Source organism: Prosthecobacter sp., from assembly GCF_044236155.1.
GTDB lineage: Bacteria > Verrucomicrobiota > Verrucomicrobiia > Verrucomicrobiales > Verrucomicrobiaceae > Prosthecobacter.
The window spans coordinates 1-11809 of sequence record NZ_JBIIHA010000028.1; the positions used below are offsets into that span (position 1 = coordinate 1).

Annotated in this window: 13 protein-coding genes; 5 read left to right on the forward strand and 8 right to left on the reverse strand. The window is 61.0% G+C overall.

Translation table 11 applies throughout. From position 1 onward, the window contains the following. The 7 genes from ACILSE_RS19030 to ACILSE_RS19060 form a co-directional block, all read right to left on the reverse strand. A partial coding sequence (locus ACILSE_RS19030; RefSeq protein WP_395719016.1) for a type II toxin-antitoxin system RelE/ParE family toxin occupies window positions 1–290 on the reverse strand: 290 nt, incomplete at its 3' end. Continuing rightward, window positions 280–549, reverse strand: a complete 270-nt coding sequence (locus ACILSE_RS19035) for a type II toxin-antitoxin system ParD family antitoxin (RefSeq protein WP_395719017.1) — start codon at window positions 547–549, stop codon at window positions 280–282. The genes ACILSE_RS19030 and ACILSE_RS19035, both read right to left, overlap by 11 nt. 51 nt (window positions 550–600) lie before the next feature. Beyond that, window positions 601–2022, reverse strand: coding sequence for a pectate lyase (locus ACILSE_RS19040; protein ID WP_395719018.1), 1422 nt, complete (start codon window positions 2020–2022; stop codon window positions 601–603). Between the two features lie 18 nt (window positions 2023–2040). Continuing rightward, window positions 2041–3444, reverse strand: a complete 1404-nt coding sequence (locus ACILSE_RS19045; RefSeq protein WP_395719019.1) for a DUF2851 family protein — start codon at window positions 3442–3444, stop codon at window positions 2041–2043. Window positions 3445–3448: 4 nt separating this feature from the next. Next, window positions 3449–4141, reverse strand: a complete 693-nt coding sequence (locus ACILSE_RS19050) for a hypothetical protein (protein WP_395719020.1) — start codon at window positions 4139–4141, stop codon at window positions 3449–3451. 44 nt (window positions 4142–4185) lie between these two features. Continuing rightward, window positions 4186–5193 carry a non-reducing end alpha-L-arabinofuranosidase family hydrolase gene (locus ACILSE_RS19055; RefSeq protein ID WP_395719021.1) on the reverse strand — a complete coding sequence of 336 codons (1008 nt, stop codon included), beginning with the start codon at window positions 5191–5193 and terminating at the stop codon, window positions 4186–4188. After that, window positions 5190–5849 carry an HAD family hydrolase gene (locus ACILSE_RS19060; RefSeq protein ID WP_395719022.1) on the reverse strand — a complete coding sequence of 220 codons (660 nt, stop codon included), beginning with the start codon at window positions 5847–5849 and terminating at the stop codon, window positions 5190–5192. Before ACILSE_RS19060 ends, ACILSE_RS19055 begins: the two co-directional genes overlap by 4 nt. A 76-nt stretch (window positions 5850–5925) precedes the next feature. Here ACILSE_RS19060 and ACILSE_RS19065 point away from each other — a divergent pair, with 76 nt between their 5' ends. After that, window positions 5926–6459: a DUF1990 family protein gene (locus ACILSE_RS19065; RefSeq protein ID WP_395719023.1), complete on the forward strand. Its 534-nt coding sequence runs from the start codon at window positions 5926–5928 to the stop codon at window positions 6457–6459. After that, the gene (locus ACILSE_RS19070; protein ID WP_395719024.1) at window positions 6456–7394 is read left to right on the forward strand and encodes a YndJ family transporter; all 939 of its coding nucleotides are present in this window, start codon (window positions 6456–6458) and stop codon (window positions 7392–7394) included. The genes ACILSE_RS19065 and ACILSE_RS19070 overlap by 4 nt, the downstream gene beginning before the upstream one ends. A gap of 1 nt (window position 7395) precedes the next feature. Here ACILSE_RS19070 and ACILSE_RS19075 read toward each other — a convergent pair whose 3' ends face one another. Beyond that, window positions 7396–8406 carry a potassium channel family protein gene (locus ACILSE_RS19075; protein ID WP_395719025.1) on the reverse strand — a complete coding sequence of 337 codons (1011 nt, stop codon included), beginning with the start codon at window positions 8404–8406 and terminating at the stop codon, window positions 7396–7398. Between the two features lie 113 nt (window positions 8407–8519). Between ACILSE_RS19075 and ACILSE_RS19080 the strand changes: the two genes are divergently transcribed. From ACILSE_RS19080 to ACILSE_RS19090, 3 genes are all read left to right on the forward strand, one after another. After that, window positions 8520–9434: a ThuA domain-containing protein gene (locus ACILSE_RS19080; protein WP_395719026.1), complete on the forward strand. Its 915-nt coding sequence runs from the start codon at window positions 8520–8522 to the stop codon at window positions 9432–9434. Window positions 9435–9566: 132 nt separating this feature from the next. Further along, window positions 9567–10910: a Gfo/Idh/MocA family protein gene (locus tag ACILSE_RS19085; protein WP_395719027.1), complete on the forward strand. Its 1344-nt coding sequence runs from the start codon at window positions 9567–9569 to the stop codon at window positions 10908–10910. A 7-nt stretch (window positions 10911–10917) separates the two neighbouring features. Next, a complete protein-coding gene (locus tag ACILSE_RS19090) occupies window positions 10918–11733 on the forward strand; it encodes an NAD(P)-dependent oxidoreductase (protein ID WP_395719028.1) in 816 nt (271 codons plus the stop codon). Window positions 11734–11809: the final 76 nt, after the last annotated feature.

Below are 11809 nucleotides of genomic sequence, written 5' to 3' on the forward strand. Positions count from 1 at the left end.
AGGCGGGCTGGGATGTCCATTTTCTCATGCAGCACGCTGATGACCCCGAGCCGCTTCTTGGAAAGCTCGCGGAAGAAAACGTAGTGATGACGGTGGCGGAAAAAGTAAACTCCCTTCAACGCCGCGTCCAACACGGGGCGCCAACGGTGCCGCTGAGTGGACACCGCTTCAATTTCAGCGGCAAGGTCACGTAGATAAGCGTCCGCCTGCTTCTCGCTCCATTTCTTCTCGGTATAGGCCCAGATCTCCAGGAGGCGCTCCTGAGCGGCCGGATAGATTTTAGCGGGCATGGGCCTTCTTGCGCTTCTTGGCCTGAGTGATCAGAGCCTCCGCATCGAGGGTGACAAATTCCGACTCATCAGCCGCCGCGCCCGCACTGAGTTCCTGCCTGAGCCAGGCCCACTTACGCTGCTCCTCGTTTTCGTAATCGCGCCGAACGAGATCACGAATGTACTCGCTGGTGGAGCTGTAGAGTCCTGATTTCAGGACACGTTGCTGAATGAAGCCTTGAAGCTCCCCTGCAAAACGAACATTGACACCGGCTGCCATGATGGTCGGACACTGGCGTGCGTCCCACAATCTGTCAAACTTGTGGGACGCTTACTTGGTGCTCTTTTTGGCCGCCTCGACGTAGTAGGCCATCGCGTTCAGGTTCTTGGTGAACTCACCACTGTCGATCTCATCGTCTTTGAGCCAGCGGCCTTCGCTGTCGAGGGAATCGACGGCTCTGCGGGCCTTGGCGGCGGCACCTTTGGCGCGGCTCATCCACTCCTTCGGCGTCTGCGGGCCAGTAAGCTTGCGCAGCAGTTCCTCGCGGCTTTGAGATAGCTTCGTTTTGAACTGCTCGATGTCATCCTGGCGATTGTCCTTGAAGGAGTAGTGCGTGGGCAGGTTGCTGTCGTCGTAGGTCAGCTCGTAGGTGTCTTTGACGAAGAAGAGCGGCTTGTTGGTCTTCAGCTCGTAAAAGCGGGCGTGGGTGCCGTCGGGCAGCTTCGAGCGGTCGAACCATGCGAGCGCCGGCTGAATGGGGGCGAGGTATTTGTCATCGCCGGTCAAAACCCAGAGCTGGTGCAGCGTCTCCATGGCCTTCAGGCTTTCGTAAGCTGTCACGGAGGGCGGCTCGAATTTGCGCGCCCATGCCGGGTGCATCGCGTCATCGTATTGCATGGCCCACGTCGGCTGCGGCTCCGGCATCTGGGCGAGGATGAGGAAGTCGCCGAGCTTTTTCAGCGACGCGAGGCAACGCTCATCCTTTTCCAGCTCGTAAGCGCGGAAGAGCACCTTTGCGATCTGGCTCAGATTGCCGTCATTCAAGGTCTGATAGCCAACGTAATTCAGCTTCGGGAAGGTCCGGCTCCAGGTCTCCGGATAACTGGCCTTCAACACCGGCGCGGAAGGATCCGCCGGTCCGCTGAACTGTTGCGGCCAGCCGCCGGCGGAATGCTGCGCGGCCAGCAACGCATCAAAGGCCGCCTTCTTTGCGTTCTGCAATGCGCTGTCGTCCTTCAGCGACGGCACGTGGGAGATTTCGAGCAGAAAGAGCAGCGCTGACTGGGTCTTGTTGTCATCCAGCGTCGAGTGATTGCGACGTTTGCCGCTTTCCTTATCCCCGGCGTCAAACTGGCTGCGCAGGTGGTATTTCGTCATCTTCTCGGGATCGAAATCGAAGTCGCTGTCCCATCCACCCGAGGCGAGCTGGCTCTTGATCAACGCGCCAGCTGCATCACGAGCGGCTTTGAGGAAAAGCTCGTCGCCGGTGGCCTGATACGCACGCAGCATCGCCAGTCCCATCGTCGTGGTGCCCGGCGGCTGGATGGAGATGATGGTGGACGACTTGCCGTGTTCGACCTCGCCGATCTTGCCCTCCTTGTCATACGAGGACGCGTAGCCGCCTTCACGGGCGAGGTGCGTGTGCGCGTAGGCGACCGCCTTTTTCATCGCGGCGCTGACTGCGGCCGGATCAGGTAGGTCGGCGGCTTGGGCGAACAACGATGACAGCAGAAGAGCGAAGACGGGGCGCATGGCGGCTGAACGTGCAATTTAACTCCACTCCTTCAACCGTTCCGGGAACGGGCAGTCCTCACAGGCGGAGTCGTCCTCAAGGCAGAAGTCCTCATAAATTTGCAGCAGGCCCTGCTGGTGGTGCAGCTTCTTGGTGAAGTCTTTGCCGCGTGCATCGTCGCCAAAAAGGCGCAGCACGGCACGGCGGACCTTTTGATTGTCGAGCAGGGCGGGAAGTTCGAGGTATTCGGCCCACAGGCGCGTGCGCTCAGGCACGAGGAGCGGGTAGGCGACGTTGGCGAGCATCTCCTGCACGCGGGTTTCGCCAATGAGCGCGATTGGCTTGGAAGCGGGATCGGCGAGCAGGGTGTAATGCGTGCTCCAGAAGTCGTGCGTGAGCGCCAGCAGCGTCTCACGCCATGCGGTCTGGCTCCAGCGTGTGGCATCGGCCAGCGGGGCGACGATCTGCGTCCATGCGTTCAGCATCGCGCCGAGGGCACCGAGCCGGCGCTGCGGGTGATTGCCGGGACGGATGGTTTTGAGTTTCCAACGCGGAAGCTGGCGGTCCTCCAGCCAGCGCAGGCAGTCGTTGCGGGCTTTCCACCACTCGCTCCACAGCTTGCGCAGGTAGGTGCGGGTTTCAGGCTTCGTGTCCGACTCTTGCATGACTTCGAGGAAGCCGGAGACACCAAAGAGAAGCGATTCACGCTTCGCAGCGTCGAGTTTGAGCAGACGCTTCAGCGGCAGGCGCTGGCTGAGCAAAACGAAGGGCTGCTGGTTGCCGCTGTAGCCGAGCGCACGGGCCAGCGCCTGATAAACAGCCTCTTCACGTCCCTGCGCCGCCACGCAGCGGTGCAGGCGTTTCGATTTGAGCTCAAGCCGGTATTGCGCGGCGGATTCGATGATGGACTGCACGCGCGCGGCCTCCATCTCATGCAGGGGCTTGGCGCAGCGGCCCAGCCGTGCGGCGGCGAGGCTGCGATTCGGCTTCGCATCGCTGGGGAGCATCGCGGAACTCAACACGACCTGCGTGATTTCGCGATGCTGGCTCGTGCGCGTGTAGAAGCGCTCCTGCGGCGCATCAAAGAACAGATGCAGCACGACACGGTCATAGTCGGCGTTCGCGCCATGCTGATGGCGCTCCCAGTCGCGTGCATCGGGGTCTAGTTCGATGTCGCCGTGATGAGTTTGATCGTCGACGCTGATCGCGCAGCCGGTGAAATCCGGGCCGGGGCCTGAGTTCCAGGTGCCGAAGTCGGTGATGCGCACCGCTTTACCATCCACGCTGGTGAATTCGCTGCCGAAGGCTCCCGCGAACCACAGGCTTTGCAGATCCAGCTCGGTGAGCGGCACCTCAAAGCCCGGCAACCGGGTCTCCTCGATGCCGCTGAACACCGCATCGCGAAAGCGTGCGTAGCGGTCGGCAAGCGGGAGCGGCGTCATGGGATCAATCGGGCTTTACAGGAGTGAGTAGATAAGACTGCCCATCCTCCGTGAGCTGGTACCCGCCTAATTCGGCCGCGTAAGCCAGTGCATAAGGCAGCGGTATGCTTCGCAGGTTGAGTGTGATCTTGTTATCAGCACCGCCTGGCTTCACGATAATGTTTACGCCCTTCTTTTCGGGATCGAGATCACGCGATTTGACCTGGAAGTATTCCGTCGCGGCCAAGATGCTGGCATCGGTGAACTGAATGACAGGAAAGACCATTTGGTCTGCGGTTCCAAGGACCGGAGGCGGCGTGGCCGCCGGAGGCGCGGGCTTTTCCTCAAACTTGGCGGCGAGCACCACCGCATGCTTTTCCACGCGGTATTGCAATCCCACACGTTCGGCGCAGTAACGCACGACTTCGATCAGCGGAGCATCTCGGAGATCCAGGCTGATCGTATCCGTCAATCCACCGCCGCGAAGAACGATGGAGACGCCCTTTGCCACGGGCGGCTGGCTAATCGTGTCCAGGTCACGGCTCTTCATCCGGATGTATTCAACCGCCTGCTCAATAGTGGCGTCTTTGAACTGGACGACGGGAAAGATGATTTTCTGGACCTTGTCCTCCATCGTCACGTCTTCTGACCGGGCGCCGGCCGTGAAACTGATGAAGAGCGCTAGGCAAGCCGCCTTGATAAGAGAGTGTGTGTTCATGGTATGCGAAAGGGATGCTAGTTAATGGAAGCGGGAGAAGCTTTTCAAGGCGTGAGAATCCCGATCTTCCACGGGATGCTGCCGTATTGCGGGGCTTTGTAGCCGGGTTCATCGACACCTTGGAAGACAAAGCGGAGGTCTGCGGGGTCGATTTCGTGGGTTTCGTCGTTGGAGGAGCGGATGAGTTCGCCGTGGCTGATGCTGGTGGTCCAATCGACGGGTGGAGTGATCTGCTCGGTGGCGGCGAAGGGCTTTTCGCGAGTGGTGGCGAGCGGTTTCCATGGGCCTTCGATTTGGTCGGCGAGCCAGGCTTTGTAGTAGCGATGACCTTGGCCGAGCGCCTCGATGATCGTGAGGTATTGGTCGCGGCCTTTGAGCTTGTAGGTGCAGGAGGCTTCGAAGAGGGCCTCTTTGGTGTCTTTGAGCAGGAGTTCGGGCTTCGACCAGCCGAGCGGGAAGTTTTGCTTCGCGGTCTCGCGTCGCCAGAAGTGGCCGTCGTCGCTGGTGTAGAGTAGGTGGGCCTTGCTGGCATCGCAGATAACCCAGAAGTCGATCCACTTGGTCTTCATGCCGCCTTCAGGCAGCGTTTCGATCATTGGCTGTGGTTTGGTCCACGACTTGGGATCGGCGATGTCAGTCGTCGTGGAGAAGTACGGTCCGAACTTCAGCGGGCGCTTCTCATCGGCGAGCTGGTAGATGAGATACCACTTCTGATGCGGTGTGAAGTAAAAGACCTGCGGGGCGCAGTGGTATTGATCGTGGAAGTCGAGCGTGTGGCGCGGGGCTTTGTCCGCGTCTTTCCAGTCGGCGAAGCTCAGGTATTGCATGTCCACCTTCCCCGAGGCACGGCGGTGCGTGGCGAAAAGGTGCCATTTCCCCTCGTGAAACACCATCGTGGGATCCTTGAGCGCCACATCGGGGTCGGCGGCGTTTTCGGCGGGGGTGATGAGCGGTGGGGTGCTCTTCCAACGGAATTCGCCGGTCGTGAGCCAGGCGGGGTCGGCCGCGTGAAGCGTGGCGGCGGCCAACACGAGCATGGTGAGCGTCTTCATGCCATCAGCTCCCTGATCGTGACGTGGGCAAGCGACTCGACGCGCTTCCAGGCGCCTTCGAAATCGAGGTGGCGGGTCATCGGGCCGGGCGCGACGACGCAGCGGATGCCGGCGGCGAGGGCGGCACGGAGGCCGTTGAGGGAGTCTTCGAAGATGACGGCTTCATCGGTCGAGACGCCGAGCTTTTCAGCGGCGTGCAGGAAAAGTGATGGATCGGGCTTCACCTTGCCGGTGTCATCGACAGTGGAGATGTGGTCGAAGTGATCGTGGAGGCCGAGCTGGTCCATCCACGAATCGATCCATGTGCGCGGGCTGCTGGAGGCGATGGCGATGCGCAGGCCGAGAGCATCGGCTTCTTGAAGCAGATCGGCGACGCCCGGGAGGAGCTTCAAATGCTGGCGTAGCTCGCTCTCGCGGGTCTTGCGCTGCACTTCGACTGCTTCCCAGTCGAAGGCGCGGCCGGTGCGTTCTTCGAGATCGCGCCGCGGGTCGTAGCTGGTGTTGAAGTCGGTGCCGACGACCTGTGCGTAGGTCTCCACGGGCAGCTCGTGGCCGTGCTCGGCAAAGATTTCTCTCCAAGTGTGATAACCGGTGCTTTCAGTGTCAACGATGAGGCCGTCAAAGTCGAAGATGACGGCGCGAATGGGGGCGGGCATGCCTATGGAGTGGCGACGAATCGTCGCCTTGCCAGAACCTTTTTGCCGACGATTCATCGGCTCTCCCTATTCCACCATGCCCAGCCTGCGAAAACCATCGCCGGAGCGACTCCATCATCTCCTGGAGTCGTGGAAGGATGCGCCTCTGAGTTACTCGCCACTGTTGCGCGAAGGATTCATCGCCGATGAGCACGCAGCGCGGCTCGGAGACGGAGAAGAGGTTTGGCAAAGGGCCTGTGAGGCGCTGGATGCGTGGCGGATGTTTCCTGAGTGGGCGGAGGTGGCTCGTGAGGAGGTTAAAGGTCAAGCATCAGGCCAGATCGTGGCGATGATGGTGCAGATCTGCGGCCTGTGGTGGGTGAATCCGTGCCGCATCCTTCGCCGCTGTGACTCTGCGACGACGCACGGCTTCGTCTATGGCACGCTGCCAGAGCATGCGGAGTGCGGAGAGGAGATGTTCTGCGTCGAAAAACGGCCCGATGGCAGCGTGTGGTATGTGATCCGGGCGTTTTCGCATCCGCGGCACTGGATGGCGTGGCTCGGCTTTCCGCTGGCGCGGTGGTGGCAGTGCCGGTTTGTGAGGGATTCGCAGAGGAGGATGAAACCATGAATGAATCGCGAAATGCTGAAAAATGGTTTGGGGTCGAGGTTCTCGGCGGTCTGCTGTTTTGGGCGTTCATGACGTGGCTTTGGGATACAAGATTCCAAATTTCGCTCTGGGTGGTCGCGCTGCTGATGCTTTCGCCATTGCTGCTGACCCGAATTGGTGAGCGATTCCGCCTTGGGAATACGGGTTGGAGCAAGATGGTGGCTCCGCATACCATCGCGGTCACACTGCTCGCGATCAGTTTTATAAACCAGCCTTCGATGGTTTCGGCCGCTTACGCTGTTCCTTGGCTACTCATTCGACTGGCAGTCGCATTTGATGTGATGCTGACCTGGCGACAGCTCCCAGCCAAGACGCCTGGACAGCTTTGTTTCGACTTTGCGTTCATCTTTCCGGCCATCGGCGCGGCATGGCTGGTCGCGAATCGGGCGAATTGGACCCCTTGGAACTTCGATCCCCTCATCGTGCTGCTCACTGCGGCCCACTTTCATCATGCGGGGTTCACCTTGCCGTTGATGGCGGGGCTGAATGCGAAGGCCGCACCGGGCTGCTGGACGCGTTTTTCATGCGTGACGATCCTGTTGGGCGTGCCGCTGGTGGCGGCGGGGATCACTTGCACGCACTTTTGGGTGCTGCGGTTTGTGGAACCGTTTGGCGTGACGATTTTGGTGCTGGGTGCGCTTGGTGTGGCGGTTTCGCAGATTCTGCGAGGTGTGCAGATCCGCTCCGGGCTGGGCTTTTGGACACGGACTGCTTTTATTGTCTCAGGAGGCTCGCTGTTCTCCGCGATGATTTTGGCGATGGGATTCGGTTTGCGGCATATGGTGCCGAATTGGGCACTGACGATGCCGCAAATGTGGATGATCCATGGGGCGCTGAATGCGTTCGGATTTGGCCTTTGCGGGCTACTCGCATGGCGCGGTCGCGAGGAGACGTGATTCACCGCCGCATGGCGCGTTTCATCACCACCAGCGCATCCCCCGGCATCAGCATCGAAGTCGGCGTGGGATTCAGGTCGGTGCCGCCTTCCTTGCGCATGATGGCGATGGCGAGCAGACGGCCGGCGGACTCCTCCTCGACATCGGAGATGCGGCGGTGTGCCCACGGCGAATCGGCTGAGATTTCGATCTCCTCCATGTCGAGCCCCAGCTCGGTGAGGTGATGCTCAAACTCGACACGTGACTTCGTCTCCGTGCCGAGCAGTTCGCGGGCGTTTGGATGCAGGATGAGATGCGCGATGCGGTCCGCGCCGATGTGCGCGGGCAGCACCACGCGGTTCGCACCGGCTTGCAGCAGCTTCCGCTCGGTGGAGGGCACCTCGCCGCGAGCGATGATCTGGATGCGCGGATTCATGTTTCGCGCACTGAGCGTGATGAAGACATTCGCGGCGTCATTGGGCAAAACGGTGGCCAGCACGCGGGCGCGAGCGATGCCAGCGGCCTTGAGCACCGCCTCGTCGGTCGCCTCGCCTTGCAGCGTGAGGTAGCCCGCGTCCCGCACCTCCGCCACGCGGTCCGCCGCCTGATCGACGATGACAAAGGGAATGCCGCCCGCCTGAAGCTGCGCGGCGATCATGCGGCCGATGCGGCCAAAACCGCAGATGATGGCATGCTGGGTGAGTTTCTCGATTTCGTTTTCCATGCGTTTGCCTCCGAGGGCGCGTTGTATTTGGGCTTCCGTCAGCCACTGCACGAGCGTGCCGGTGACAAAAATGATGCTGGTGCAGCCAAACAGGATCAGCGCGATGGTCCACGCCCGCAGCCACGAGTCTGTGATGGGCACCACCTCGCCAAAACCGACACTGAAGGCCGTGATGACCACCATGTAGAGCGCATCGCTCCACGACCAGCCCGCCAGCCGGTAGCCCACTGTGAACACGACGAGCACCACGCCCACAAACAGCATGGCGTAGTAAAGATTCGTCTGAGGTCGGCTGCGGGCGATGGGCATTCAGGCTGGGCGGAGCCTCTGCATGAGCGAAAGGCGTGCCAGAAGCCTGGTGGTAACGAGCTTGATGAAATGGCTGGATGCCGGGGGGCGTTTGAGTCACCCTCACCTCCACCATGAAGCGCCTGCTTTCCCTCCTCGTCCTCGTTTCCCTTGCCGGTTCCGCGTTTTCCGCGGACAAGAAATCCATCGTCATGATCGCCGGGAAGCCCTCGCACGGCCCCGGCCAGCACGAGCACAACGCGGGCATCCAGCTTCTCAAAAAGTGCCTCGAACAAGGCGCGGCCGATCAGGTGGACATCAAGTATCACCTCAACGGCGAATGGCCCTCGCAGGAAGAACTCTCCAAAGCCGCCACCGTGGTCATCTACTCTGATGGCGGCGGCGGACATCCCGCCTTGCAAGAAGGTCGTCTGGCCCAGCTGGACAAGGAAATGAAGCGCGGCTGCGGCTTTCTCACCATCCACTACGCCGTCGAGCCCACGATCGAGAAGGGCAACAAGGAGTTCATCGACTGGATGGGCGGCTGCTTCGAGATCAACTGGAGCGTGAACCCGCATTGGGATGCCAACTTCAAAAAACTGCCCGCGCATCCGATCAGCGAAGGCGTGAAGCCCTTCGGCACGAACGACGAATGGTACTTCTACATGCGCTTCCGCAAGGGCATGGAAGGCGTGACGCCGATCCTTAGCGATGTGGCCCCTGATTCGACGATGAGCCGCCCTGATGGTCATCACAGCGGCAATCCCGCCGTGCGTGAGTCCGTGAAGAACAAGGAAAAGCAGCACGTCGCCTGGGCCTGCGAGCGTGCGGACGGCGGACGCGGCTTCGGCTTCACCGGCGGTCACTTCCACAAGGGCTGGGCGAACAACGACCAGCGCAAACTCGTGCTGAACGCGATTCTTTGGACCGCGAAGGCCAAAATCCCCGTCGATGGCGTGGCCTCGACCGTGACGGAAGAAGACATGAAGGCCAATCTCGACCTCAAGCCCGGCCAGGGCCTGCCGGAGAAGCCGAAGAAGGCGAAATAATCAGCCGAAGGGGCTGGCGCCGGCGTCAGGACGCGCTTTTCGAAAAAAGTAGGGCGCTCCACGCGGGGGCGGCCACGATTCTCTCGTCTTGCTGCTTGAGAAGCTTCCGGCGCGTCGTTTCATGGTCTCGCCATGAACACCCAACCCGCTCCTCTCTCCCGCCGTCGTTTCGTCGGCGCCGCCGGTCTCGTCGCCGGTTCCATGATCACCCGTCCCCTCTTTGGACAAAACGCGCCCAGCAACAAGCTCAATGTCGCCCTCATCGGCGTGTGGGGCCGCGGACTCGCACATTACGACTCCATCGCGGAGGAAAACGTCGTCGCGCTTTGCGACATCAACGAGGCGCGCTTTCCAAAAGCGCTGGAGCGTTTCCCCGGTGCCACCACCTACATCGACTGGCGCAAGTGCCTTGATCACAAGGACCTCGACGCTGTGGTCGTCTGCACGCCGGACCACACGCACGCTTTCATCGCGAACTGGTCGCTGAAACGCGATCTCCACTGCTACTGCGAAAAACCGCTCGCCATCACCGTCAACGAAGCGCGCACCGTCCGCGCCACCTGGGAGACGAAGAAAACCAAGCTCGCCACCCAGGTCGGCATGCAGCGCCATGCGCAGCCAAATTTCAACCGCGTGCGCGAACTCATCCGCGATGGTGCCATCGGCGAGCTGAAAGCCGCCTACGCCTGGGGAAATCGGCAGATTCCGAGGCCCGGCTACTTCCCGGAAGAAGGCACACCGCCGCAAGGCTTTCACTACGACCTGTGGCTGGGCCCCTCGCCCTTCCATCCCTACAATCCCGCCTACTTCTCCGGTGGAGCCGGCGCGAACTGCCTCTCCTGGAACATGTTCTGGGACTTCGGCGCGGGACAAATCGGTGACATGGGCAGTCACACCATGGACCTGCTCTGGAACGCCATCGACGGCGGCCTGCCGACCTCCGCCGAGGCGAAGGGCGATGCCTACAACTCCGATGTGACACCGGTGAAATGCGAGTCACACTTTGAGCTGCCCGCCAATGACTGGCGCGGACCGATTACCGTGAGCTGGTATCAAGGCGGAGCCATGCCGCGTTCGCCGAGACCTTCCATCGACCTCACCAAGATCGGCCATGGCGCGATGTTCAAGGGCACCAAGGGCTTCCTCATCGCCGACTTCGACACTCGCATGATCGTGCCCTTCGGCAACGACGCCGACATGAGCTACTACAAGCCGCGCAAGAAGGAGGACATGATCCCCGACATGGGCCACTTCCAGAAGCAGTGGTTCGACGCCTGCAAAGACCCCAGCAAGCCCACCGCGTGCAACTTTGGCTACAGCGCCGACATGATCGAGATGATGCTCCTCGGCCTCGTCGCCTACCGCACCGGCAAGAAGATCCAATACGACGGCAAGACCGGCACCAGCCCCGACACCCCCGAGGCGAACGCCTTCATGAAGAAAGAATACCGCGACGGCTGGAACATCGACGGCTGATGCACGCATGAAGCACTCTCAATCAACCGCCCCCATCGCCATCATCGGCATGGGCTTGATGGGCGGCGCGTTGATGAGAATGACCGGCGCGGCACGCGGCTGGGACATCGACACGAGCCGCTGCGTCAACGCGGCGTCCGCCAATGACGTGCTTTCGACCTGCGAGGTCGTTTTCCTCTGCCTGCCAAACTCCGGCATCGTCCGCGAGGTGCTGCGCGCCGCTGATTTGAAGCCTGGCCTCATCCTCATCGACACCACCACCGGCGATCCAGCAGAAATGGCCGAGCTAGGAGTCCAACTGGCCACGCAAGGAGTCCACTACCTCGACGCGACGATTTCCGGCAGCAGTGCGCAGCTTTTAAAGCGCGATGTGCTCGTCATGGCAGGTGGAGAAAGGGCCGTGTTTGAGCAATGCCGCGAATTGTTCGCGAAATTCGCCCGTGAGGCCGTTCATGTCGGCCCCTGCGGCAGCGGGGCGAAGATGAAGCTCGTCACCAATCTCGTGCTCGGCCTCAATCGTGCCGCGCTGGCCGAAGGTCTCGCGTTTGCGTGGGATCTGGACCTCAATCCGGTGGAGACGCTTGATGTCCTCCGACGCAGCATGGCCTACTCGCGCATCATGGACACGAAGGGCGAAAAAATGATCACGCAGGACTTCACGCCGCAGGCCAGGCTTTCGCAACACCTCAAGGACGTGCGCCTCATGCTTGCCGCCAGCTCGATTCCACTGCCGTTGAGCGAAACGCACCGCCAACTGCTCGAAAAAGCCGTCACACTCGGCTTCGGGGACGCGGACAACAGCGCTGTGATCAAAGCATTTTGACCGCTAACATGACGCTAATTTCAGAATGCATCTGTTAGCGTCATATCAGCGTCTCATTAGCGGTTCAAAACCTCCT